The following is a 25,828-nucleotide window of genomic DNA, read 5'->3' on the forward strand; positions in this document are numbered from 1 at the left end:
ACCCCGTTTCGAATAACTATACCGGTATTACTATAGGGCCATGGTGCGCGTGCCACTGACAGCGGACGAGATCGAACGGGGCCGACGGCTGGGCGACCTGCTGCGCACGGCCCGCGGCGCGGTCAGCATGGTCGAGGTGGCGACCTCGGCCGGCATCTCGGTCGAAACCCTGCGCAAGATCGAGACCGGCCGGATCGCGACGCCCGCGTTCTTCACGGTCTCCGCCCTCGCCCGGGTCCTCGGGCTGTCGCTCGACCGGGTCGCCGACGCCCTGACCGAACCGCCGATCCCCCGTGACGTCGCGTCCTGAGCTCCCCCCGGCGGCCGTACCGCACCCAGCGCAATCCCAGGGTCGATGCGTACCGTGTTCGAAGCACCACGACCGGCGACCCGCCGGACGACCGACGGACAAGGAGGGCGAATGGCTGCACTCCCCGTGGGCGTCGCAGGCCCGAACACCGCGACCGCGACCACGACCGCACCCCTTCGCCGCCGACTACGCCTCTCCCGTCCCGACGCCGCCGCGGCACTCGTGTTCACCGCGCTCGCCGCCTACGTCATGGGAAACCAGTGGCGACATCCGGCGTCCGGTTACCTGACCGGTAGCGGCCAGGACCAGCGGATGTGGGAATGGTTCTTCGCACTCGCCGCACGCTCGATCACCCACCTCGACAATCCGCTCGGCACGGTGCTGCAGAACCACCCGCAGGGCGTCAACCTGATGGCGAACACCGCGATGTTCGGCGTGAGCGTCCCGCTGGCCCCGCTCACCCTGCTGTTCGGGCCGACCTTCACCTGGACGCTGGTGCTGACGTTCGGACTCGCCTCGACCGCGTACGCCTGGTACTGGTTCCTCGGCCGCTACGCCGTGCAGTCCCCGATCGCGGCCGCGGTCGGCGGCCTGTTCTGCGGGTTCGCCCCCGCGATGATCTCGCACGCCAACGGGCACCCGAACTTCGTCGTCCTCCCGCTGCTGCCGGTGATCCTCGCCTGCGTGATCCGGTTGTCGCGCGGCGGCGGCACCCGCACCGCGGTCGTTCTCGGGGTGCTGGTCGCCGCCCAGATCGCGCTCGGCGAGGAGCCGCTGCTGATCACCGCGGTCGCGTTCGGCGTCTTCACCCTCGCCTGGTTCGCCTTCCGTCCGCGGCTCGCCGCGGCCGCGGTCCGCAACGCCACCCGGCCTCTGCTGCTCGCCGCCGCGATCGCGCTGGTGCTGACCGCGGGCCCGCTGTGGTGGCAGTTCTTCGGCCCGCAGAGCTACCGCTTCATCGACCACGGCCCGATGGGCAACGACCTGCTGGGGCTGCTGCAGTTCCCGCGCCAGTCCGTCGGCGGGCACGTCAGCCCCGGCCAGGACGTCGCGATCAACGGCACCGAGGAGAACGCCTACTTCGGGTGGCCGCTGCTCGTGGTGGTCCTCGCCTCGACGGTGTGGCTGCGCCGCGAGGTCGCCGCGCGCGCCGCCGCGGTGACCGTCGTCGTCCTGTGCGTCCTGTCCCTCGGCGCCGAACTGACGATCGGCCGCGACAAGACGGGCGTCGATCTGCCGTGGTCGTGGCTCGAACGGCTGCCGCTGTTCGAATCCGTGCTCGAGACCCGGTTCGCGATGGGCGCGGTCCCCGCGATCGCGCTGCTGCTCGCCCTGACGCTGGACCGGGCGCTGCGCGAGCGGGCCACCCTGATCCCGTGGACGGTGGCGCTCGCGGTCGCGCTCGTCCCGCTGACCCCGCTGCCGCTGCAGGCCGTGCAGCGGGCACCGGACCCGCAGTTCTTCGCCGACGGCAGCTGGCGCCACTACGTCACCGCCGGGTCGGTCGTCACCGTCCCCCTGCCCCGGCCCGAGGATGCGCGGGCACTGACCTGGCAGGTCGACGCCGACTTCGGGTTCCCGCTGGCCGGCGGCTATTTCGTCGGCCCGGTCGGCCCCGACAAGAAGGCCAAGTACGGGCCCGACGACCGGCCCACCGCGCGACTGTTCGGCAAGACCCAGCAGACCGGGATCGTCCCGGACGTGACCGACGCGATGCGCGCACAGGCCGTCGCCGACCTGACGTTCTGGCGCGCCGACGTCGTCGTGCTGCCCGCCGGCGACAACGACCGCGTCCTGCGCCAGACCGTCGAGGCGCTGCTCGGCGCCCCCGGCTCCCGGGTCGACGACGTCTGGGTGTGGGACGTGCGACCCCTGGTCCGGGCCTGACCCCGTTGGGGGGCACCGATAGGGGCACGGGGATGCCCGACTGTTCCCTAACCGTCCCCTAACCTGCGCCGGAACGTCGCCGGGCGGCGGCGCCGGAGGGTCGAATGGCGAACGGCACCAACCGGTGCCGATCGCACGGACAAGACCAGGAGTACCCATGTCCTTCTCGACGATGTTCTCCCTGATCGCCCAGATGCTCGGCCCGAGCTTCGGCAGCAACGCCGAGGGCGGCGGCACCGGTGGGGCCACCGGTGGCGGCGGCGGCGGATTCCACTTCGGGTCCTGACCCTGCCGGACGCGGGTCGGGATCCGCTCCCTCGCAACGATCGTCCCGACCCGCGTCCCCGGCGGCGACGCCGACGCCCCGCCATCCCATACGATCGACCCTTGTGTCCGCCGAGTCAGAGGCCCCCGCCGTCCCCGCTGCTGCACCGGCCCCCGATCCCGGCCGCACCGCCCGCCTGATCGCCGCCGTCGCCGGACTGATCGGCTTCCTCCTCGCGGTCGTCACCCCGCTGCTGCCGGTCTCGCAGACCGCCGCCGCCGTGTCGTGGCCGCAGAACGGCGACCTGACCGCTGTCAAGGCACCGCTGGTGACCTACGAGCCGCTGGCCCTCGACGTCCACATTCCCTGCCCGGTCCTCGCGTCCGTGCCCGGCGACGTGTCCACCGTCGTGTCGACCGTCCCGAAGCAGTCCGCCGACGCCGAGGTGGTCGGGTTCGCCGTCACCGTCGGATCGGACCCCGACCGCACCGTCTCGGTCGTCCTGCGGGGCACCCGGCTGATCGCGGCCCCGCTGGCCGATCTCGCCCGGTGCACCGCTCTGGTCGTGCACTCGGACGCGGACCACACCACCGCGACGTTCGCCGGACTGACCGCGTCCGGTGAGCGGTCCGCCGTCAGCGTCGACGTCGCCGGCGATCAGCGCCCCCAGATGGTCGGCTTCTTCACCGACCTGAAGGGTGCCGCCCCGGCGGGTCTCGAGGTCCACGCCGACGTCGACTCGCGCTTCTCCTCGAGCCCGACCGCGTTCAAGGTGCTCGCGATGGTCGTCGGTGTGCTCGCGACACTGCTGTCGCTGGTCGCGCTGCACCGCCTCGACCTGTCCGACGGCCGCCGCGCCCGCCGTTTCCTGCCGCGGCACTGGCTGCGGTTCACCGGCGTCGACGCCGTCGTGATCGGCACCCTGGTCGTCTGGCACTTCATCGGCGCCAACACCTCCGACGACGGCTACCTGCTGACGATGGCCCGGGTGTCCGAACACTCCGGGTACATGGCCAACTACTACCGGTGGTTCGGTGCGTCCGAGGCCCCGTTCGGCTGGTACTACGACGTGCTCGCCGCGATGGCGAAGGTCTCCACCGCCAGCACCTGGATGCGGCTGCCCGCGCTGATCGCCGGGATCCTGTGCTGGATGGTGATCAGCCGCGAGGTCATCCCCCGCCTCGGACGGGCGGTGCGCCGCAACCGGATCGCCGTGTGGACCGCGGGGCTGGTGTTCCTGTCCTTCTGGCTGCCCTACGACAACGGCCTGCGCCCCGAGCCGGTGATCGCGCTCGGCGCCCTGCTCACCTGGTGCTCGATCGAACGGGCCATCGCGACCGGCCGGGTCCTGCCCGCGGCGGTCGGCGTGCTGCTCGCCGCGTTCTCCCTCGCCGCCGGCCCGACCGGCCTGATCGCCGTCGCCGCGCTGATCGTCAGCCTGCGGCCGTTGGTGAAACTGGTCGTGACCCGCGCGCGCGTCGTCGGGGTCGTCCCGCTGGTCGCACCGGTGCTCGCCGCGGGCACCGTCGTGCTGGTCGCGATCTTCGCCGACCAGACCCTCGCCGGCGTGCTCGAGGCGATCAAGGTGCGCACCGCGATCGGGCCGAACGTGAAGTGGTGGGGCGAGTACCAGCGGTACGAGGCGCTGCTGAACGTCTCCCCCGACGGTTCCCTCGCGCGTCGGTTCGGCGTCTTCGCGATGGTGCTGTGCCTGATCGTGTGCGCGATGCTGCTGCTGCGCGGCCGCGGCCGGATTCCCGGCGCCGCGGCCGGGCCGTCGCGCCGCATCCTCGGCATCGTCTTCGTCTCGCTGCTGCTGATGATGGCGACGCCGACGAAGTGGACCCACCACTTCGGCGTGTACGCGGGCCTGGCCGGGTCCATCGCCGCGGTCACCGCGGTCGGGATCGCCACCGCGACCGCCGGCTCACGTCGCAACCGCGCACTGTTCGCGTCCGGTGTGCTGTTCCTGCTCGCGCTGGCGTTCACCGGCTCGAACGGCTGGTGGTACGTCTCCAGCTACGGCGTCCCGTGGTGGGACAAGGCGCCCTCGATCGGCGGCAAGCCGTTCTCCACCGCGTTCCTGGTGCTCAGCGTGCTGATGCTGCTGTACGCGGGCTGGCAGCACCTGCGGGAGCCCTACCGCGGGCCGGAAGAGCCGGTGCGCGGAAACCTGCGCACGCTGATCGCGTCACCGCTGACGCTCGCCGCCGCGTTCATCGTGCTGGTCGAGGTGCTGTCGCTGGCGAAGGCCGCGGTCGCGCAGTACCCGGCGTACTCGGTCGCCCGATCCAACGTCGACACCCTCACCGGCGACACCTGCGCGCTGGCCGACGACGTGCTCGTCGAACCCGACGCGAACGCCGGCATGCTGGCGCCGCTCGTCCCGGGTCCCGATCCGCTCGGCGGCGGGGAGAACACCGGCTTCACCCCGAACGGCGTCCCCGTCGACCTGACCGCCGACGAGGAGGCCAAGGCCGCCGGCGGCCCCAACACCGTCGACAACAAGGCCACCACGACCACCGGTACGTCGGCGGGCACCGGAGGCGGCACCGGCGCGACCGGTGTCAACGGCAGCTCGGTGGCGTTGCCGTTCGGGCTCGATCCCGCCACGACACCGGTCCTGGGCAGCTACCGGACCGGCGAGCAGCAGCCGGCGCACCTGACGTCGGGCTGGTACGCGCTGCCCGCCCGCAGCGACGCGACCCCGCTGCTGGTGGTGACCGCGGCCGGCCGGATCCGCTACGTCGACCGCGACGGCATCGTCACCTACGGCCAGGACCTGCACGTCGAGTACGGCACACGCACCGGCGGCGGCGGCGTGGAGGTCCGCGGCTCGATCGCCCCGATCGACATCGGGCCGTCGCCGTCGTGGCGGAACCTGCGGGTTCCGATGTCGCAGATCCCCGCCGACGCGGACGCGGTCCGGCTCGTCGCCGACGACCACGACCTCACCCCGAAGCAGTGGCTGGCCGTGACCCCGCCGCGGGTGCCGCAGACGAAGACGCTGAACGAGGTGGTCGGGTCGCAGGCGCCGGTGCTGCTCGACTGGTCGGTGGGCCTGTCGTTCCCGTGCCAGCGGCCGTTCGACCACCAGTACGGGGTCGCGGAGGTGCCGGAGTACCGGATCCTGCCGGACCGGGTCGGCGCCGACTCCACCAACGCCTGGCAGGACAAGTACGGCGGCGGACCGCTCGGCTGGATCGACCTGCTGCTGTCCGCGCAGACGATGCCCAGTTACCTCGACCGCGACTGGGCCCGGGACTGGGGATCGCTGGAGCGGTACACGCCGCTGGATCCGTCCGCGACGACGGCCCGCGTCGCCACCGAGACGGTGACGCGGTCGGGGCTGTGGTCGCCGGGACCGATCGCCGCGCGGTAGCAGCCCGACGGGCCGGGCAAAAGCGGCATTTCCCATGCTGTGATCGCCGCTCAGGTTGCTGTCATACCATCGACAACCGTGTCCGATGCCCTGACCGCCACCGCGCCCGCCCCCGAGGCGGAGCCGCAACCCGACCTCCGCACCCGGTACCGGACGGCGCGGCTGATCGCGATCGCCACCGGCCTGCTCGGGTTCGTGCTCGCCCTGGCCGTCCCGTTCCTGCCGGTGAAGCAGACCGCGGCCACCCTGAACTGGCCGCAATCCGGGGTGGTCGGCAGCGTCGACGCGCCGCTGATGGCACAGGTCCCGGTCGACCTGCACGCGAGCGTGCCGTGCGCGCTGGTGCGGGACCTGCCGCCGTCCGGCGGTCTGCTGCTCGGCACCGCGCCGCCGCAGGGCACCGGCGCCCCGCTGAACGCGATGTTCGTCCGGGTCACCGACTCCAGCGTCGACGTCCTCGACCGCAACGTCGTCGTCGCCACGGCGCCGCGCGGTGTCGTCGCGTCCGGCGGCTGCTCGGCGATCACGATCGCCTCCGACATCGACCAGACCACCGCCACCTTCGAGGGCCTGAGCGTCGACGGCCGGGCCGCGACCGGCAGCCTGACCGGCGACCTGCGGCCCCAGGTCGTCGGCGTGTTCACCGACCTGCAGGGCGCCGCCCCGAGTGACCTGTCGCTGACCGCGGCCGTCGACTCGCGCTTCTCGTCGTCGCCGACCGTGGTGAAGCTGACCGCGATGATCCTGGCGGTGCTGCTGACGATCGCGTCGCTGGCCGCGTTGCACCGCCTCGACGGCACCGACGGCCGCCGCGCCCGCCGCTTCTTCCCGTCGCACTGGTGGCGCGTGCGACCCGTGGACGGCGTCGTCGTCGGCATCCTGGTGCTCTGGCACTTCGTCGGCGCCAACACCTCCGACGACGGCTACCTGCTGACGATGGCCCGGGTGTCCGAACACTCCGGGTACATGGCCAACTACTTCCGCTGGTTCGGTGTCCCCGAAGCGCCGTTCGGCTGGTACTACGACGTGCTCGCCGCGTTCGCGAAGGTGTCGACGGCCAGCCCGTGGATGCGGCTGCCCGCGCTGATCGCCGGGATCCTGTGCTGGATGGTGATCAGCCGCGAGGTGATCCCCCGCCTCGGCCGCGCGGTCCGGCTCAACGCCGCCGCGGTGTGGACCGGCGGCCTGGTGTTCCTCGCGTTCTGGCTGCCCTACGACAACGGCCTGCGCCCCGAGCCGATCGTCGCGCTCGGCGCCCTGCTGACCTGGTGCTCCGTCGAACGGGCCGTCGCCACCGGACGGCTGCTGCCCGCCGCCGTCGCGATCCTGATCGCCGCGTTCTCGCTCGGCGCCGCCCCCACCGGCCTGATGTGCATCGCCGCCCTGCTCGCCGGCGCCCGGCCGATCATCCGGATCATCGTCCGCCGACACCGCCAGGTCGGGGCGCTGCCGCTGGTCGCGCCGCTGCTCTCGGCCGGCGCGGTCGTCCTGGTCGTCGTCTTCGCCGACCAGACCTTCGCCGCGGTCCGGGAGGCCACCCGGGTGCGGACCCTGATCGGCCCGAACATGCACTGGTACGAGGAGTTCCTCCGCTACTACTACCTGTTCGTGCAGACCGTCGACGGGTCCGTCGCGCGCCGCTTCGCGTTCCTCGTGATGGTGCTGTGCCTGTTCACCACGCTGTTCGTGCTGCTGCGCCGCAAGCGGGTCCCGGGCGCCGCGGTCGGGCCGTCGTGGCGACTGCTGGGCGTCGTGTTCGGCACCGTCTTCTTCATGATGTTCAACCCCACCAAGTGGACCCACCACTTCGGGGCGTACGCCGGCATCGCCGGCGCCCTCGCGGCGCTGACCACCGTGGCGGTGTCCGCGGCGGCGCTGCGGTCACGGCGCAACCGCACCATGTTCGCGGCCGGGCTGCTGCTGGTCCTGGCGTTCTCGTTCTCCGGCATCAACGGCTGGTGGTACGTGTCGAGCTACGGAATCCCGTGGTTCGACAAGACCGTCTCCCTCGCCGGGTACCAGGTCAACACCGCGCTGCTGGCCCTGTTCCTGATCGCGGTCGTGTTCGTCGGCTGGCAGTACTTCCGGCAGGACTACGTCGGCGAGGAGATCAAGCCGTCCGACCCCCGCGGCCGACGCGTCAAGGCGCTGGCCGCGATGCCGCTGACCGTCGTCGCGGCACTGATGGTGCTCTTCGAGGTGCTGTCGCTGGTCAAGGGTGCGGTGTCGCAGTACCCGGCGTACTCGCTGGCACGGTCCAACATCGACGCGGTCGCCGGGTCGCCGTGCGGACTCGCCGACGACGTCCTCACCGAGGCCGACGCGAACGCCGGCCGACTGCAGCCGGTCACCGATCCGGCGAATCCGCCGACCAACCCGAACGACCCCCTCGGCGGGGCGAACCCGACCGGGTTCAGCCCGAACGGCGTACCCACCGACCTGTCCGCCGACTACACCGAGGTCAAGCCCGGCCAGGCCAACACCGACAACCAGTCCGTCGGCGCGACCTTCGTGAACGGGTCGTCCGCCGGCACCGAGGGCGGCACCGGGGCCCGTGGCGTCAACGGGTCGACGGTGAAGCTGCCGTTCGGCCTCGACCCCGCCACCACGCCGGTCCTCGGCAGCTACCAGACCGGGGTGCAGGAACCGGCCCTGCTGACGTCGAGTTGGTACGCCCTGCCCCCGCGCAGCGACCAGTCGCCGCTGGTCGTGATCACCGCCGCCGGCCGGATCTGGTCGGAGAGCAAGGACGGTGAGGTCACCTACGGGCAGTCGCTGCGACTCGAGTACGGCCACCGCGAGTCGGACGGATCCGTCACCGCACTGGGCACCTACCTGCCCAAGGACATCGGCCCGGCACCGTCGTGGCGGAACCTGCGGGTCCCGATCGACGAACTGCCTGCGCAGACCGACGTCGTCCGGATCGTCGCCAACGACCCCAACCTGACCGGCGACCAGTGGCTCGCGTTCACCCCGCCGCGGGTGCCGAAGCTGCAGAGCCTCGGCGACTACCTCGGCTCCGATCAGCCCATCCTGCTGGACTGGGCCGTCGGCCTGCAGTTCCCGTGCCAGCGCCCGTTCGACCACCTGGACGGCGTCGCGGAGGTCCCGGGCTACCGCATCCTGCCCGACCGCCCGCTGGCTGTCAGCTCCACCGACACGTGGCAGTCCGCGGAGAACGGCGGCCCGCTCGGCTGGACCGAGATGCTCGCCGAATCCACCACCGTCCCCACCTATCTGAAGGACGACTGGGGTCGGGACTGGGGCGCGCTCGAGCGGTACACCCAGCACTATCCCGACGCCACCGCCGCGACGCTCGACACCACCGAGGTCACCCGCTCCGGCCTCTGGAGCCCCGGCATGATGCGGGTCTACGAGCGCTGACCATCCCTGTTCCCGAATGGCCCATTCGGTCAGTTGAACCGAATGAGGCCGTTCGGGAAGGTGCGGCCGGGGCGGGACGGATCCGACCGGGCCTGTCCACAGGCCGGCCATCGATCCACCGGTGGGCGCCTCCGGAGCCGTCCCAACGGCCTCGCCGTTCTCCGGCTGCCGTGTCCTCGCGGAATTCGGTGCCGCACCCGCGACGATCTCCGCACGCTGCCTGCAGGGCGGTACCCGGAAGCGCATCCGGCCCGGACTCGTTCTGCTGCACAACGGGTTTCCCACCCAGCTCGAACGCACCACCGCCGCGCTCATGTGCGGCGGCCCCGGCAGCACGCTGTCCGGGCATGCAGCGACGATCCGTGACGTCGCGGACGCCGACGCGCTCGTCGCTGCGGCACAGGACGATCCGCGACCGCTGCCGTACGCGAAGCGCGGACCGGAACGGCAGGGGCGCGCAGACCGCGCCTCGCGGCGGCGGCCGCATGCGGACTACCGGCCGGGCCGTGACACACGAAACCTCCGCCGAGGGTCGGGGTTTCGGCGGAGGTTTCGCGTGGTGCATGCGATCAGAGGACGCTGCCGAGGCCGCCGAGCAGACCGCCCAGCACGCCACCGAGCACGTGGAGCAGACCGTCGACGGTCAGCCCGAGAGATCCGAGAAGCATTCCTGTACACCCCCTCCCTTTTGTAGTGCCGATTGTTCCTTAACGTTAGCAACAACCGGGCGAACCACCCATGCGACGCGCCCATCGGATCTCTCGGAGTGGGCGGGCGGCGGGACGGGAACGGGGTGGCGTCAGGCCACGTGCGCCGGCGGACCCGACACCGACCATGCGGCCGACGGGACCCGCGGTCGCAGCCACCGCGGCAACCATCCGGGCGGGGCGTCGGGCGCGCGGTCGAGGACGCCCCCGACCGGGTCGTCCACGCCGGCGGCCCGGACCAGGTCCTCGCCGGGACGGTAGACCTGTCGAATCACCAGGACGCACAGCGCGAGTACCGCGAGGTCCCGGACCACGACGGTCGCGGTGAACCACTGCTCGGGCAGGCCCTTGTTCCCGACACCGAGGTAGTAGAACATCCGCGGCACCCACACCAGGGCGTCGATCGTCATCCACGCCAACAGGATCCGGCGGTGCGGCAGGGCGAGCACCGCCAACGGCACCAGCCACAGCGAGTACTGCGGGCTCCACACCTTGTTGGTCAACAGGAACCCGGCGACGAGCAGGAAACACAACTGGGCGACCCGCGGCCGGCGCGGCGCGGTCAACGCGATCCACCCGATACCGACGCACACCGCGACGAACAGCAGCAGCGACACCGTGTTCAGGATCGTCGGGCTCTCACCGGGCGCCAGCACCCCGTCGAAGCCGGCCCACCCGGTGAACGAGCTGACGACGTTGTACAGCGAGTCCGGGTCCGCACCGCGTTCGGAGTTGAGCCGGAAGAACTCCCGCCATCCGGCCGGGAAGGCCAGCGCGATGGGCAGATTCACCACCAGCCACGCCGCGGCCGCGGCGCCCGCGGCCCGCCACCAGTCCCGGACGCGACCGGCCCGCACACACAGCACGAGCAGCGGACCGAGCAGCATCAGCGGGTACAGCTTGGTGGCCCCGCCCAACCCGAGCAGCACCCCGGCCAGCACCGGCCGCCGCCGCGCCCACGCCAGCAACCCGGTGCCCGCGAAAGCCGTTGCCAGCGGGTCGAAGTTGGTGAACGCGTGCACCACGACCAGGGGAGAGATCGCGACCAACGCGGCGTCCCACACCCGGCGGCCGGCCAGCAGCACCGTCGACCACACCGTCACCAGCCACGCCACCGCGAGTCCGAACGCGACGACGTTGAAGTACAGCACGACCTGCAGCGCGCCGGGCAGCCACGGCGCCGCGTGCCAGGCCTTCGCGACCCCCATCGACGCGTACTGGTAGAGACCGGAGAGCACCGGGTATTCCATGTACCGGGCCTGCATCGACCCGTCCGGCGCCTTCTCCTCCCACGACTTCTTGTACGGGAGCGCACCCTCGTCGAGACGCTCGGCCCCGTACAGCGGGACGGTGTCCGAATAGCACAGCGCCGTGTACTGGCGGCTGCCGCTCCAGTCCAGGCCGAGCGCGCCGTTCGGCCCGTTCGGCGCCTGCTGGATGCAGGCCGCCTTCGTCGACCAGCCCAATCCGAGGAACACGACGGCGAGCAGCAGGATCACCCGCAGCGGCGTCCAGAAGCGCTGCCGCCCGACCACCGCGCGGCGGCCGACCGGACCGCCGACGACCCTGGTCGCCTGTGCGGTCAGGGGATCGGTGCGTCCCGGCAGGTCCCGGTCCGCGCACCTCCGGTCGTCCGCCAGCGGTGCGGGCGACACCACGATCGTGGTGCCCGCACCGCCGTCCGCCGTGCTGTCCCCTGAGTCGTCGGCCACCGTCGCGAGGTTACCGACCGACTACTGCCCCTGTCCGCGCGGGACGGCCTGCCTGTTGCCCGGTCCGACGGCGTCCTCCTCGCCGACGGTCGGCTGGCCGGGCGCGGGCCCGACGGTCGTCTGCGGCGCCGCCGCGGTCGGGGAGGGCTTGATGCCGGGAATCGGGATGGTGACACCGGGCAGGATCTCGACCTGCGACTGCGTCACCACCACCGGCGGCAGGGTGGGCAGCGCCCCCGGTGCCGTGGTGGGTGCCGCCGACGTGGTCTTCGGCGGCGTGTACGGCGCGGTGTACGCGGGCACACCGGCCTGGCCGCCGATCGCCTCCGGCGTCGGGAAACTCTCCACCGGCGAGCCCTTCAGCGCGCCGTCCATCGTCGCCTTCCAGATGTCCGACGGCAGACCGGAGCCGTACATCAGTCCGCCCCACGAATTCTGCAGCGGCAGACCCTGCTCGGTGCCGACCCACACCGCCGTCGCCAGCGACGGCGTGAAGCCGACCATCCATGCGTCCTTGTTCTGGCCGGTGTCACCGAGCTGCGCGGTACCGGTCTTCGCGGCCGAGGGCCGCCCACCGGCGAGCCCGTGGCCGCGCGAGTACTGGGCGATCGGCTGCATCGCGGCGGTCACGTTGTCGGCGACCGCCGGCTTGAGCCGGGGCTCACCGGGCGACGCGGAGCCGCGGTCCAGCAGGACGGTGCCGTCGGCCGTGACGACCTTCTGGACGAAGTGCGGCGACCGGTACACGCCGGACGCGGCGAGCGTGGCGTACGACGACGCCATGTCGAGGACCCGCGACTGGTACTGGCCGAGCACGATGCCGTACTCGGACCTGCCGTTCGACTCCTGCAGGCTGGTGCCGGCCACACCGGGGATCTGCTCCGGGATGCCGGCCTCGTGCGCGATGTCGGCGATCTTCTCCGGGCCGTTCTCGATCGCCATCATCTGCCGGTAGAAGCTCGTGTTCAGCGACCGCTTGAGCGCCTCGGCGATCGTGCAGGTGCCGCAGGACTCGCCCTCGACGTTCGTGATGGTGGTGCCGCCGACCGTCAGCGGGCCGCTGTCGTACATCTTCGACAGCGGGATGCCCTCGTTGAGCGCCGACGCCAGTCCGAACACCTTGAACGACGAGCCCGTCTGCAGACCGGCCTGCGCAAAGTCGTAGCCGGCGCCGTCGGTGCCGCCGTAGTAGGCCTTGATGCCGCCGGTCTTCGGGTCGACCGAGACGACCGCGGTCCGCAGCTCCGGCTTCTCGCCCTCCATGTTGTTGCTGACCGCGTCCTCGGCGGCCTGCTGCGCCTGCTCGTCGATCGTCGTGGTGATCTGCAACCCCTCGGTGTTGAGGACCTGCTCGTTGATGCCGTTGGCCTCGAGCTCCTTGACCACCTGGTTGCGGATCAGGCCGGCCGGGCCGCTGCCCTTGGCGCCGGTGTCCACCTCGGACAGCGGCACGACGTGCGGGTACACCATTCGGGCCCGCTGACCGGCGTCGAGGGTCTTGGCGTCGACCATGCCGTCGAGCACGTAGTTCCAGCGCGACTCGGCACCGGTCGGGTTGGTGGACGGGTCCAGGCCGTACGGCTGCTGGATGGTCGCGGCGAGGACCGCGCCCTCCTCGACCGTGAGCTGCTCGACGGGCTTGTCGAAGTACGCCTTCGACGCGGCCGCGATGCCGAACACGCCGCGACCGAACGGGATGGTGTTCAGGTAGGCGGCCAGGATGTCGTCCTTGGACCACTGCTGGGCCATCTTCGCGGAGATCACCAGCTCTTTCATCTTGCGGGTGATCGACCGCTCCGACCCGACCATGGCGTTCTTCACGTACTGCTGCGTGATCGTCGAGCCGCCGCCGGCGCTCTCCTTGCCGAGGACGTTGTCGCGGGCCGCGCGGGCGAAGCCGCTGACCGAGAAGCCCGGGTTCGAGTAGAAGTCGCGGTCTTCCGCGGCGAGCACGGCGTTACGCACGTGCGGCGGGATCTGGTCGACGGTGACGTCCGTGCGGTTGCCCTCCGGCGGGACGATCGTGCTCAGCACGGTGCCGCCGTCGCTGGCGTAGATCGTCGCGACCTGGTTGGTCTTCATGTCACCGGGACGCGGGACGTCCTCGGCGACGTAGGCGACCATGAACGTGAGCAGCGGCACCAGGATGCCGACCGCGACGAGGGCATAGACGGTCCGGCGAGCGATCTTCCAGCGTTTCGACTTCATCTTCTTCGGGGGTTTCGGAGGTTGACCGCCGGAGCCGCCGGTGCGGCCCTTCGGAGGCGGACCTGACGGTGGCCGACCACCGCCGCCCCCCTGGGTGGACCGCGACGGTGCGGTCGACCGGGACGCGGACCCCTGCTGCGAACGCGACGCCGCCGGACGGGACTGCTGCGCCCCCTGGGGCGGACGCTTCTGCGCGCCCTGCGGCGCGGCCGGGCGCGGCGGCGCTCCGGCCGCAGAGTGCTGGGGCGCGGGCGGACGCTGCGGCGCGGCCTGCGGCGGCCGGGGCGGCTGCGGACGCCCCCCGGGACCACCGACGGTGTACCGCGGTTGCATCGGCCCCGGCTGTCCGGGACGGCCGTAACCGGGCGGCGGTGGCTGGTTCGGCTGCGAGTACCCCGGAGGCCGGCCACCCGGCTGCGCGCCGGTCGGTCGCGGCGCTCCAATGGGTCGACCGCCCTGCGGGTCGTTGTAGGGGGAACTCACGTGGGGCTTCTCCAGTACTCGCGTGGACACAGCAGTGTCACTCGGTCACGCCGTGGCGTCGGTCAAGGTCGTCGGTGCGGGCTCACTCACTCGCCGTGCGCCGGCTCGGGCCGCGCGACGAACGGGTCCGCGGACGCTTCGGCGCGGGGACCGCGCCGAGAACGAACGACTGGACCAGGTGATTCCAATTGCAGGTCCGGCACACCTCGACGACGTGTACCGAGAACTCCTCCTGCGTCGCCGCCAACCGGACCAGCTCCTCGGACGTGCGGGCCGACCCGGACACCGGGCCGAGCTTGTCGCCGAACACCCACGAGACGAGGGTGAGCTGTTCCTTGCGGCAGATCGGGCAGGTCACCTCGGACGGCCGCCCGTGGAACTTCGCCGCGCGGAGGAGGTAGGGACTGGCGTCGCACACCTCGGTGACCCCCGTGCGGCCGGAGTACACCTCGGACAGCAGGGATCGCCGCTGGAGGGCGTAGTCCACCACCTGCCGCTGCAATCGCACGGTGACCAGAGTACGTGGGCGGCTCCTCGCGGTCTCGGGTCATCCTGACGATTCGGGTCCGAGATCGCCCCGAATCGCCAGGCCATCGCGCGGTGAGGTGACGGTCCCCACACCCCGCGGACCCGCTCCTATCATTCACTCCGTGGCAAACCGACCGAGCAGCCTGCGGGCCCGCGACACCGATCGGGTGGAGACGTGCGGACTCCTCGACGCCGCGCTCGGCGACGGCCAGCTCACCGACGAGGAACACCGGGACCGGACCCGCGCGGCGATGTCCGCGAAGACGCTCGCCGAACTCGACGCGACGATCTCCGACCTGCAGTTGCCGTCCGACACGGCGCTGTCCCGGCCGGAGCCGCGGAAACCGGTCCCGGTCCGCCGGCTCGCGGTCGGGACCGCGCTGGTCACCGCCGTGGCGGTCGCGGCGGTGGTGATGTTCGCCGGCACGGACGACGGCGAGCCGGCGCAGGCGACAGTGCCCGTCGCGCAGGCCCCCGCGGCACCGGACTCCCCGGCCGGCCCGCAGGATCCGTACGCCGGCATCGCGCCGATCGTGATCGAACAGATCGACCCGCTGACCGCGGGCGGGATCGGCAAGTTCCGGGACGCCTACCGGGCGAAGTTCGGCGACACCCTGATCGACGACGCCTCGTTCCACGACGAGTACGTCAGCGTGGAGCGGATGGTGGCCGGGCAGCCCCGCCGCAGTCAGGACTGGTCGTTCCGCGGCGGCTTCGACACCTCGGGCAGCCCGAACTCGAATCGCGACCCGAACCTGCCCCAGTTCGACCTGGCCGCGCTGAATCTCGACGCCCTCGCCGGCCACCTGGCCGGGGCCGCGGACAGCGTGCGCGTCCCGGGCGGCACGATCTCGCACCTGATCATGCGCACCTACGACGGCACACCCGAGGTGATGATCTACGTCGACAACGCGGAGGGCATGAGCGGATACCTGACGGTGTCGCCGGAGGGCAATCCGATCCGCGTCACCTACGGGGACCGGTAGCCCGCGATGCGCGGCAATCCCGCACCCCGGCTGCGCGCCCGCGACAGCGACCGCGTCGGCGTCCGCGAACTCCTCGACACCGCATACACGGAAGGGCAGCTGTCCGCCGACGAGCACCGGCAACGGGCGGAGGCCGCCGAGCAGGCGCGCACCCTCGCGGACCTCGACCGGCTGGTCCGGGACCTGCAGGTTCGCGGCCCGATGCGGGACCGGCTGCCGGTACCTGCGGCCGAGCACACGCGCCGGTGGATCGCCGGACTCGCCGTCGCCGCGATCGCCGTGGCCGGGGGCGTGGTCGCGTCACGGGTCACCGACTCGGCGACCGCCGACGACGCCCGCCCCGACTCGCCGCTGTCGGCCGCGGGACTGGCCCGGATCGTGGCCGACCTGCACCGCGGGTACGGCGACGCGACCGTCGACGAGATGACGGTCCACGCCGACTACGCGGTGATCGAACGCGCGGAACCGGGCGCTCCGGGACTGTCGCGGAACCTGCGATACGACGACGGACTCGACGACAACGGCACCTCACCGGGTCGCACCCCGGGAACGGTTCCGGTGGATCTCGACGCGCTCGACGTGCGTGCGGTCACCGGACTGCTGCTCGGCGCGCCGCAGTCCCTGCGGGTGATCACGCCGGACTCGACCTTCGTGACGATCAAGACGGAGGACCACGGTCCGGCGGTGACGATCCACCTGTCCGACCAGCGGGCGGGACGCTCCGGACACATGACCGTCGGGCTCGACGGGGAGATCGTGTCGGTGTATCCCGCGGCCGACTGAGCCGCGCATCTGAGAGATACCGCTCGTCACACAAACCGTCACCGTGCGTTCGTATATATCGCTGCGATATAGTTGGGCGTCGCATCACACGGATGGATTCGGACGACAGGGGAGGTGGACACGAATGCTCGAGCTGGCGATTCTCGGATTGCTCCTCGAGTCGCCCATGCACGGATACGAGCTGCGCAAGCGGCTGACCGGTCTCCTGGGCGCCTTCCGTGCCTTTTCGTACGGTTCGCTCTACCCGACGCTGCGCCGCATGCAGGCGGACGGGCTGATCGCCGAGGACGCCGGCCCGGACGGGACGGTCAAGCGCCGCGCCCGCCGCGTCTACGAGCTGACCGACAAGGGCAGGCAGCGGTTCACCGAGCTGGTGGCCGACACCGGTCCGCAGAACTACACCGACGACGGCTTCGGGGTGCATCTCGCCTTCTTCAGCCGCACCCCCGCCGAGGCGCGGATGCGGATCCTCGAAGGCCGGCGCCGTCAGGTCGAGGAGCGCCGTGAAGGGCTCCGCGACGCGATCGGGCGGGCCAGCGGCTCACTGGACCGCTACACCCGCCAACTCCACCAGCTCGGCCTGGAGTCGAGCGAGCGTGAAGTGCGGTGGCTCAACGAGCTGATCGCCGCCGAGCAAACATCAACTGCGTTACCCAAGAAAGAAGGAGAACCCGACCATGGGTGAGAACAGCACCGCGGTGCGCGTGGCCATTGTGGGCGTGGGGAACTGTGCCTCGTCCCTGGTCCAGGGCGTCCAGTACTACAAGGACGCGGACGAGAACTCCACCGTCCCCGGCCTGATGCACGTGAAGTTCGGTTCCTACCACGTGCGCGACGTCCAGTTCGTCGCCGCGTTCGACGTCGACGCCAAGAAGGTCGGGTTCGACCTGTCCGAGGCGATCCTCGCCAGCGAGAACAACACCATCAAGATCGCCGACGTCCCGCCGCTCGACGTGCCCGTCCAGCGCGGCCCGACCCTCGACGGCATCGGCAAGTACTACTCGCAGACCATCGAGGTCTCCGACGCCGAGCCCGTCGACGTCGTCCAGGCCCTCAAGGACGCCCGGGTCGACGTCCTCGTCTCCTACCTGCCGGTGGGCTCCGAGGAGGCCGACAAGTTCTACGCGCAGTGCGCGATCGACGCCGGTGTCGCCTTCGTCAACGCGCTGCCGGTCTTCATCGCCTCCGACCCGGAGTGGGCCGAGAAGTTCCGCGCCGCCGGTGTCCCGATCGTCGGTGACGACATCAAGAGCCAGGTCGGCGCCACCATCACCCACCGCGTGATGGCGAAGCTGTTCGAGGACCGCGGTGTCGTGCTCGACCGCACGTACCAGCTCAACGTCGGCGGCAACATGGACTTCAAGAACATGCTCGAGCGCGAGCGCCTGGAGTCGAAGAAGGTCTCCAAGACGCAGGCCGTCACCTCCAACCTCAACGGCCCGCTGTCCGGCAAGGTCCACGACCGCAACGTCCACATCGGTCCCTCGGACTACGTGGAGTGGCTCGACGACCGCAAGTGGGCGTACGTCCGCCTCGAGGGTCGCGCGTTCGGTGACGCCCCGCTGAACCTGGAGTACAAGCTCGAGGTCTGGGACTCCCCGAACTCCGCCGGCATCATCATCGACGCGATCCGCGCGGCGAAGATCGCCAAGGACCGCGGCCTCGGCGGCCCGATCCTGCCTGCGTCGGCGTACCTGATGAAGTCCCCGCCGGTCCAGATGGCCGACGACAAGGCGCGCACCGAGCTCGAGGCCTTCATCATCGAGGCCTGACTCCGCGTGAACCTCCTGTGGCGGTGGTCGATTCGTCGACCACCGCCACAGGCGTCCTCGGGCACAGCCGTGCCCGATATTCACTGGGCAGTCGAACCGCCCGGTGCTACGGTGACTTTCGTGGGCACACTGATTCACTAGATCGGGACACCGCGTCGAGCTTGCTCCGCGGTGCGTCCTGAGCGCACGCGCAATCCTGCCGAACACGGCCGGATCGTCTGTGCGAGGGCACATTTCCCCGATCGATCCGGATCTGTCCGGACACAGGAGCACGCCCATGCCCGTCCCTCGACTGTCCCTGCACGCGGTCACGAAACGCTTCGGCGAGCGAGTCGTCCTCGACGGTGTCGACCTGTCGATTCCGCCCGGAACCAAGGTCGGCGTCGTCGGCGACAACGGATCCGGCAAGTCCACGCTGCTGGCCCTGATCGCCGGCCGGACCCGCCCCGACAACGGCGCCGTCCACGCCCTCGCGCCCGGCGGCATCGCCCACGCCGCGCAGTCGCTGGACCTACCGGACGATGCCACGGTCCAGGCGGCGATCGACCACATCCTGCGCGATCTGCGGGCACTGGAGTCGCGGGTCCGCGACGTCGAACGGCGGCTGGCGTACGCCACCGGAGACGCCCTGATCGCACTGCTCGACGAATACAACGAGGCGACAAGCCTTTTCGAGAGTCGGGAGGGCTACGCCGTCGACGACCGGGTCGCCGTCGGGCTGCACACGCTCGGCCTGCCGAACCTCGACCGGTCGCGCCGCCTCGACACACTCTCGGGCGGCGAGCAGGCGCGGCTGGCGCTGGCGACGGCTCTCGCGTCGAACGCCGACCTGCTCCTGCTCGACGAGCCCACGAACGATCTCGACGACGCCGCGGTCGCCTGGCTCGAGGGCCGGCTGCTCGAGCACCGCGGAACCGTCGTCGCGGTCACCCACGACCGCACCTTCCTGGCGCGCCTGACCCCGGTGATCCTCGAGGTCGCCGAGCGCGGGGTGCGCCGCTACGGCGACGGCTACGACGGGTATCTGGTCGCGAAGGCCGCCGAGCGGCGACGGCGACTGCAGGACCACGAGGCCTGGCGGGCCGAACTCGCCCGGAGCGAACGGCTCGTGGCGACCAACGCGACCCGGCTCGATGCCATCCCACGCAAGCAGGAGAAGGCCGGGTTCGGGCACGGCGCGTTCCGGGCACGCGGACGCCAGCACGGAACGATGGGACGAATCCGCAACGCCAAGGAGCGGATCGAGCGACTGACCCGGGACCGGGTGACGCCGCCTCCCGAGCCACTGAGGTTCACCCCGATGCTGTCCGCCGACACCTCGGGGGCGTCCGGCGGACCGCTGGTGCGACTGCGGGACGTGCGGGTCGGGTCGCGGCTGTCGATTCCCGAACTGGAGGTGCCACACGGTGGCCGACTCCTGGTGACCGGACCCAACGGTGCGGGTAAGACCACCCTGCTGCGGGTGATCTCCGGGGAGATCGCGCCCGACAGCGGCGAGGTGCACGCACCGGCCCGCGTCGGCTTCCTGAGGCAGAGCGGCGGCACCTGGCCGGACACCACGACCCTGGCGCAGGCCTACGCCGGGCAGCGGCGCGGCTTCCCCGACGACGCGGCCGCCGAACTGCTCTCGCTCGGCCTCTTCCGACCCGACGATCTGCATCGCCCGCTGGCGGACCTGTCGTTCGGACAGCGCCGGCGCCTCGAGGTCGCGTGGCTGGCGACCTCCGGCGCCGACCTGCTGCTGGTGGACGAGCCGACCAACCATCTCTCCCCGGCTCTGGTCGAGGAACTCGAGGATGCGCTGGACTCGTTCGCGGGCGCGGTCGTCCTGGTCACCCACGATCGCCGTATGCGCCAACGGTTCCGCGGCGACCGGTTCACCCTGTGACCGCGGACGCGAGGGGAGGTGCTGCCGTTGTCGCTGCCGGAACTACGCCATCTTCGACACGACCGACAGAGGCAGCACCTTCATCGCCAGGGCCACCGGCAGCCACGGCCACGCCGGGACGTACGCCGTGCTCGGCTCCTTCTCGATGGCTGCAGCCAGTGCGCGACACCCGGTTTCGGTGTCGACGATGAACGGCACCCTGGTCAGGTTCTCGTTGATCTCGGAGCGGATGAAGCCGGGGAAGATCGTGCTGACGGTGATGCCGGTCCTGGCCAGGTCCGCCCGCATGCCCTCGCCGAGCGACGCGACCGCGGCCTTCGACGCCGCGTAGGTGGTGAGGTTGCGCGGCATCCCGCGGACCGCGCTCACCGACGAGATCAGCACCAGGTGGCCCGCGTTCCGGGGCCGGAACAACTCGAGCGCGGCCTCACTCTGCGCCAGCGCGCCGAGGAAGTTCGTGGTCGCGGTCGCCGCGTTGGCCCGGAAGTACCCGGTTCCGAGGGGCTGCCCCTTTCCGAGCCCCGCGTTGACGATCACCCGGTCCAGGCCGCCGAGCTCGTCGTCGAGTTCGCGGAACGCGCCGAACACGTCGTCGTGCCGGTCCACGTCGAGGGTCCGGATCGCGACCCTGATGCCCGGGTGGGCGGCCACCAGCTCGCTCCGCAGTTCCTCGAGTCTCTCGGTCCGGCGCGCCGCGAGCGCGAGATTGCGTCCCCGCGCCGCGAATTCGCGCGCCATCCCGCGGCCCAGTCCGGAACTGGCCCCGGTGATGAGAATGTTGCCGCGCGTCGCGTTCCTGCCCATCCCTCGTCCTCCACCCGATCGAGGTGACCTCGATCCGTCGTGGCGTAGCGTATCGTCTTCCTCCACTCCCGACACGGGGTCCGGAGTTCTCGGTCCCGGACACGGCTGCGTGTTCACCCGGTTCGCGCCGCCGATGGCCTACGGTGAAGACCGTCATCATCATGGCGGTGCCGCTGCTCGGTCGCCGGTACGACGACCCCGGCGCGGGCAACGGCAGCCTCCGACGCCCGGGTCCGGGTTCGTGCACCGGAAGACCTTCGTCCCCGATCCGGGCACGAAGGAAAAGGACTGACAGTCGTGCACATTCACGTCAGCGTCGACAATTTCGTCCGAGCCGAGACCGACCGGATGTTCGCGGATCTGCAACGCGATGCCGGGGCGGTCAACACCTTCATGCACCATCGCGAACCCGCGTCGATCGACCGGCAGACCGTGATCCGCATGAACCGGGACACCCTGTACAGCTTCGCCGTCGTCGACCTCGCCGCGGGCGCGACGCTGACGATTCCGGAGCACGGCGACCGTTACCTGTCGGCGATGGTCGTCAACCAGGATCACTACGTGGGCGCCATCTTCCACGATCCCGGCGCATACGAGTTGCGGGCCGCCGACTTCGGCACGCGGCACGCCCTGGTCGCCGTGCGCACACTCGTCGACCCGAACGCGGTGGAGGACGTTCGGACGGTCTCGGAACTGCAGGACCGGCTGCAGATCACGGCCGGCTCCGCACAGGCCTTCGTCCCGCCGGAGTACGACACCGCCAGCATGGACAGCACCCGGGAGACACTGCTGACGCTCGCGGGCGGCCTCACCGGATTCCACTCTACGTTCGGCCGCCCCGACCAGGTCGATCCCGTGCGGCACCTGATCGGCACCGCCGCCGGGTGGGGCGGGCTCCCCAGCGACGAGGCGTCCTACATCGGAGTCACCCCGGACGTCCCGGAGGGAAACTACGAGTGCACGCTTCGGGACGTGCCCGTCGACGGGTTCTGGTCGATCTCCGTCTACAACGGGCAGGGCTACTTCGAGAAGAACCCGCGGAACGTCTACAGCGTCAACAACATCACCGGGACCCCGAACACCGACGGGTCGGTGACCGTGCGCTTCGGCGACTTCCCGGACGGCACCCCCAACGCGATCCCCACCACCGACGGGTGGAACTACCTCGTCCGGTTGTACCGGCCGCGCGCCACGGTGCGGCGCGGCACCTGGCAGCCACCCAAGCTGGTGCCCGCACGGGGCTGACCGGTGACACCCCCGGTGGCGGGGTCAGCCGGGGAGCGGGATGACCACGCCCGGAAGGACTTCCACGGACCGCGGCAGGGGCGGCGGGGCCACCGGCACCGGGACGGGGGCCGGGGCCGGGGCCGGGGCGGGTGCCGACGGCGCGGACGCCACGTCCGGCGCCGGAGCCGGGGCCGGGGCCGGGGCCGGGGCCGGGGCCGGGGCACCCGGACCCGCGGTCGAGGTCGCGCCCCCCGCTCCCGAGTTGGCCGGTACCCCGGCCTGCCCGCCGATCGGCTTGGGCCACGGGAAGGACTCCCAGTCCGTGTCGTCGAGGGCGCCGTCCATCGTCTTCTTCCAGATGTCCGACGGCAGCCCGGAGCCGTACACCGGTCCGCCCCAACTGTTCACGAGCGGCCGCGACTGTTCCGTCCCGACCCACACCGCCGTCGCCAGCGACGGCGTGTACCCGACCATCCACGCGTCCTTGTTCTGACCGGTGTCGCCGAGCTGCGCGGTCCCGGTCTTCGACGCCGACGGCCGACCGCCCGCGAGCGCGTGCCCGCGTGAGTACGACGCGATCGGCAGCATCGCCTGGGTGAGGTTGTCCGCGACCGCCGCCGGGATGCGTTGCTCGCCGGGATCGGGAGCCCGGTCGAACAGCACCCGTCCCTCGGCGGTGACGACCCGCTGCACGAGGTGCGGGGCGCGGTACACCCCGGACGCCGCCATCGTCGCGTATGCGGACGCCATGTCGACCACGCGAGTCTGGTACTGGCCCAGCACGATTCCGTTCTCCGGCGGACCACCGTCCTGGCTGAGGCTGATGCCCTCGACGCCGGGGATGTGCAGCGGGATGCCGGCCGAGTGGGCGACATCGGCGATCTTCTGCGCTCCGTCCTCCATCGACAGCGTCAACCGGTAGAAGCTGGTGTTGAGGGACCTCTTGAGTGCCTCGGCGATCGTGCAGGTGCCGCACGATTCGCCCTCGACGTTGGTGATGGTGACGTTGCCGACGGTCACCGGCGCCGAGTTGAACGTCGTCTGCAGCCCCTTGCCGGATTCGAGCAGGGCGGCCAGGCCGAACACCTTGAACGCCGACCCGGTCTGCAGCGGTGCCTGCGCGAAGTCGAATCCGGCGCCGTCCGCGCCGCCGTAGTAGGCCTTGACACCACCGGTTCGGGGGTCGATCGACACCACGGCGGTGCGCAGCTCGGCCGGCTCCCCGTCGAGTGTCTCGGTCACCGCCTCCACCGCCGCCGCCTGCGCGACCGGGTCGATCGTCGTGGTGATCTGCAGCCCCTCGGTGTTGAGTTCCTGCTCGCTGATGCCCAACGCGGCCAGCTCAGCCAGGACCTGCGACCGGATGAGTCCCTCCGGTCCGCGAGCGGCACCCGCGTCGGCGAGCTGCGCCAGCGGCAGAACCCGCGGGAACTCCTGCGCGGCCCGATCCGCGGCGGTGAGCGCACCCATCTCGACCATGCCGTCGAGAACGTACCCCCATCGTGCTTGCGCGGCAGCAGGATTGGACTCCGGATCCAACGACGACGGGCTGCGGATCACCGACGCCAGGACCGCCCCCTCCGACACCGTGAGGTCGCCGACCGGCTTGCCGAAGTACGCCTTCGACGCCGCCGCGATGCCATAGGCGCCGCGGCCGAAGTAGATGGTGTTGAGGTAGGCGGCCAGGATGTCGTCCTTCGACCACTGCCGGGCCATCTTCGAGGAGATCACCAGCTCCCGCCACTTGCGGACCACGTTGCGGTCCGCACCGACGAGGGTGTTCTTCACGTACTGCTGCGTGATCGTCGAGCCGCCGCCGGCGCTCTCCTTGCCGAGGACGTTGTCACGGGCCGCGCGCACGAAGCCGCTGATCGAGAATCCCGGGTTGGAGTAGAAGTTGCGGTCCTCCGCCGAGAGCACCGCCATCCGCACGTGCACGGGGATGTCGTCGATCGCCACCTCCGTGCGGTTGCCTTCGGGCGGAACCACACTCGTCAACGGTGACCCGTCGGCGGCGACGACGGTCGCGACCTGGTTGGTGCGCATGTCCGCCGGCCGGGGCACCACCGCCCGCGTGTACGCGATCGCGAACGCCGCGGCGGGCAGCACCACCAGCGCGAGCACCACCGCGACCGCCGCCCACACGATCCGGCGGCCCCTCCGTCGACGGGGCGGGGGCTGCGCACCGTCACCGCCGTCGGGAGGCCCGACGTCGCCCGGGGGACCGTCACCTCCCGGGTCGTCCGGGGGTGTGGGCGGTTCCGAGGTCGCGCCGGGCGGCTGGCTCACATGCACTCTCCTGATGGGTCAGAAGAACGTGACGGTGTCGGGGCGGGTGCGCCCGTCCCTCCCGCATCGTGGCATCACCCGACGGCGAGGTCCACCACCCGGCCCGCCAGCGTGTCCGTCGTGGTGACGGTCAACGGCTCCGCCGCCATGCCATCAGCGCCGCACCGAGGGCGGCCACGCAGCCGAGCAGCACCAGTGACGGCGTCACCGCCTGGTCACCGCGGACGATGCCGACGACCGCGCCGAGGAACGCCATCACGGTGAAGAAGCCGAGCACGCCGACCAGCATCTCCAGCTGCTGACGCCGCCGCGCCCGGCGGCGGTCCTCGCTCACGACTTGACGCCGCCCGCGGTCAGGCCCGAGACGATGCGCCGCTGGAACACCAGCACCATGATCACCAGCGGGATCGTGACGAGCGTGCCCGCCGCCATGATCGCCGCGTACGGCTGACTGAACGCGTCCGGGCCCTCGAACCGGGCGATCGCCACGGTCACCGGCTCGGTCCGCTCCGTCGACAGCAGGCTCGCCAGCATGAATTCGTTCCACGTCGCGATGAACGCGAGGATCGCGGTCGTGAACAGCGCCGGCGCGGCCAGCGGCACGATCACCAACCGGAACGCCTGCCCGCGGGAGGCGCCGTCGATCCGCGCCGCCTCCTCGAGTTCCCACGGCAGGTCCGACAGGAACGAGGTCAGCGTGTAGATGGTCAGCGGCAGCACGAACGAGATGTTCGGGATGATCAGCGCCTGGTACTGGCCGATCCAGCCGAGGTCGCCGAACAGCTGGAACAGCGGGGTCACCAGCGCGACGGTCGGGAACATCGAAGCGCCGAGGATGATCCCGGTGACCAGGTACTTGCCGCGGAAGTCGACCCGCGCCAACGCGTACGCGGTGAACACACCGAGCAGCAGCGCAACCGCGGTCGTGACCGCGCCGATGATCAGGCTGTTGACGATCGCGCCGAGGAAGTCGTTGCCCTTGTCGGTGGCGAGCGCGTCCCGGAAATTGTCCAGGGTCAGGTGCGTCGGCCACGGGGTCGTGTCGAATGTGTACGCGCTGTCCCGGAAGGCGGTGACCACCATCCAGTAGAACGGGGCGAGCCCCCACAGCAGGATGATCACGACGCCGATGTAGTTGCGGGCCGCGGGGCCGACGGTCCGGCGCCGCGCGGGTGCGGGAGAGCCCTCGTCGGCCGATCGGGCAGGGGCGGCC

Annotated in this window: 18 protein-coding genes; 11 read left to right on the forward strand and 7 right to left on the reverse strand. The window is 71.2% G+C overall.

Annotated features, from left to right (window positions below; all coding sequences use genetic code 11):
* Positions 1 to 40: 40 nt before the first annotated feature.
* The 5 genes from ABD951_RS23175 to ABD951_RS23195 all read left to right on the forward strand — a co-directional run bounded on the left by ABD951_RS23175 (position 41) and on the right by ABD951_RS23195 (position 9,228).
* Positions 41 to 310, forward strand: a complete 270-nt coding sequence (locus ABD951_RS23175) for a helix-turn-helix domain-containing protein (protein WP_345350920.1) — start codon at positions 41 to 43, stop codon at positions 308 to 310.
* Between the two features lie 111 nt (positions 311 to 421).
* Positions 422 to 2,197, forward strand: a complete 1,776-nt coding sequence (locus ABD951_RS23180; protein WP_345350923.1) for a glycosyl transferase — start codon at positions 422 to 424, stop codon at positions 2,195 to 2,197.
* Between the two features lie 157 nt (positions 2,198 to 2,354).
* Positions 2,355 to 2,483, forward strand: a complete 129-nt coding sequence (locus tag ABD951_RS23185; protein ID WP_345350926.1) for a hypothetical protein — start codon at positions 2,355 to 2,357, stop codon at positions 2,481 to 2,483.
* 103 nt (positions 2,484 to 2,586) lie between these two features.
* The gene (locus ABD951_RS23190; protein WP_345350929.1) at positions 2,587 to 5,844 is read left to right on the forward strand and encodes an arabinosyltransferase domain-containing protein; all 3,258 of its coding nucleotides are present in this window, start codon (positions 2,587 to 2,589) and stop codon (positions 5,842 to 5,844) included.
* A gap of 78 nt (positions 5,845 to 5,922) precedes the next feature.
* The gene (locus ABD951_RS23195) at positions 5,923 to 9,228 is read left to right on the forward strand and encodes an arabinosyltransferase domain-containing protein (RefSeq protein WP_345350932.1); all 3,306 of its coding nucleotides are present in this window, start codon (positions 5,923 to 5,925) and stop codon (positions 9,226 to 9,228) included.
* Between the two features lie 799 nt (positions 9,229 to 10,027).
* Here ABD951_RS23195 and ABD951_RS23200 read toward each other — a convergent pair.
* The 3 genes from ABD951_RS23200 to ABD951_RS23210 all read right to left on the reverse strand — a co-directional run bounded on the left by ABD951_RS23200 (position 10,028) and on the right by ABD951_RS23210 (position 14,846).
* On the reverse strand, positions 10,028 to 11,647 hold the full coding sequence (locus ABD951_RS23200; protein ID WP_345350935.1) for a glycosyltransferase family 87 protein: 1,620 nt from the start codon (positions 11,645 to 11,647) through the stop codon (positions 10,028 to 10,030).
* 21 nt (positions 11,648 to 11,668) lie between these two features.
* Positions 11,669 to 13,855 carry a transglycosylase domain-containing protein gene (locus ABD951_RS23205; RefSeq protein WP_345350938.1) on the reverse strand — a complete coding sequence of 729 codons (2,187 nt, stop codon included), beginning with the start codon at positions 13,853 to 13,855 and terminating at the stop codon, positions 11,669 to 11,671.
* A gap of 565 nt (positions 13,856 to 14,420) precedes the next feature.
* Positions 14,421 to 14,846, reverse strand: coding sequence for a DUF5318 domain-containing protein (locus tag ABD951_RS23210; RefSeq protein WP_345350941.1), 426 nt, complete (start codon positions 14,844 to 14,846; stop codon positions 14,421 to 14,423).
* Positions 14,847 to 14,988: 142 nt separating this feature from the next.
* Here ABD951_RS23210 and ABD951_RS23215 point away from each other — a divergent pair, with 142 nt between their 5' ends.
* From ABD951_RS23215 to abc-f, 5 genes are all read left to right on the forward strand, one after another.
* Entirely contained in the window at positions 14,989 to 15,852 is an 864-nt protein-coding gene (locus ABD951_RS23215) for a DUF1707 SHOCT-like domain-containing protein (protein WP_345350944.1), read from the forward strand.
* A 6-nt stretch (positions 15,853 to 15,858) separates the two neighbouring features.
* Entirely contained in the window at positions 15,859 to 16,635 is a 777-nt protein-coding gene (locus ABD951_RS23220) for a DUF1707 SHOCT-like domain-containing protein (protein ID WP_345350947.1), read from the forward strand.
* A 124-nt stretch (positions 16,636 to 16,759) separates the two neighbouring features.
* Entirely contained in the window at positions 16,760 to 17,320 is a 561-nt protein-coding gene (locus ABD951_RS23225) for a PadR family transcriptional regulator (protein ID WP_345350950.1), read from the forward strand.
* Positions 17,313 to 18,407 carry an inositol-3-phosphate synthase gene (locus ABD951_RS23230; protein ID WP_345350953.1) on the forward strand — a complete coding sequence of 365 codons (1,095 nt, stop codon included), beginning with the start codon at positions 17,313 to 17,315 and terminating at the stop codon, positions 18,405 to 18,407. Before ABD951_RS23225 ends, ABD951_RS23230 begins: the two co-directional genes overlap by 8 nt.
* Positions 18,408 to 18,684: 277 nt before the next feature.
* The gene (gene abc-f, locus ABD951_RS23235) at positions 18,685 to 20,295 is read left to right on the forward strand and encodes a ribosomal protection-like ABC-F family protein (protein ID WP_345350956.1); all 1,611 of its coding nucleotides are present in this window, start codon (positions 18,685 to 18,687) and stop codon (positions 20,293 to 20,295) included.
* 42 nt (positions 20,296 to 20,337) lie between these two features.
* On the opposite strand, the gene ABD951_RS23240 is transcribed toward abc-f, so the two are convergent.
* Complete coding sequence (locus ABD951_RS23240) at positions 20,338 to 21,099, reverse strand: SDR family oxidoreductase (protein WP_345350959.1); 762 nt, start codon at positions 21,097 to 21,099, stop codon at positions 20,338 to 20,340.
* A gap of 297 nt (positions 21,100 to 21,396) precedes the next feature.
* Here ABD951_RS23240 and ABD951_RS23245 point away from each other — a divergent pair, with 297 nt between their 5' ends.
* Entirely contained in the window at positions 21,397 to 22,344 is a 948-nt protein-coding gene (locus ABD951_RS23245) for a DUF1214 domain-containing protein (RefSeq protein WP_345350962.1), read from the forward strand.
* A 24-nt stretch (positions 22,345 to 22,368) separates the two neighbouring features.
* Here ABD951_RS23245 and ABD951_RS23250 read toward each other — a convergent pair whose 3' ends face one another.
* From ABD951_RS23250 to ABD951_RS23260, 3 genes are all read right to left on the reverse strand, one after another.
* Positions 22,369 to 24,615 (reverse strand): transglycosylase domain-containing protein, encoded by a 2,247-nt coding sequence (locus tag ABD951_RS23250; RefSeq protein ID WP_345350965.1) that lies wholly within the window; start codon positions 24,613 to 24,615, stop codon positions 22,369 to 22,371.
* A 130-nt stretch (positions 24,616 to 24,745) separates the two neighbouring features.
* Positions 24,746 to 24,949, reverse strand: a complete 204-nt coding sequence (locus tag ABD951_RS23255; protein ID WP_345351013.1) for a hypothetical protein — start codon at positions 24,947 to 24,949, stop codon at positions 24,746 to 24,748.
* The gene (locus tag ABD951_RS23260) at positions 24,946 to 25,746 is read right to left on the reverse strand and encodes a carbohydrate ABC transporter permease (protein ID WP_345351010.1); all 801 of its coding nucleotides are present in this window, start codon (positions 25,744 to 25,746) and stop codon (positions 24,946 to 24,948) included. The genes ABD951_RS23255 and ABD951_RS23260 overlap by 4 nt, the downstream gene beginning before the upstream one ends.
* Positions 25,747 to 25,828: the final 82 nt, after the last annotated feature.

Origin of the sequence: Rhodococcus olei, assembly GCF_039540555.1 — a bacterium.
GTDB classification, from domain to species: domain Bacteria; phylum Actinomycetota; class Actinomycetes; order Mycobacteriales; family Mycobacteriaceae; genus Rhodococcus_G; species Rhodococcus_G olei.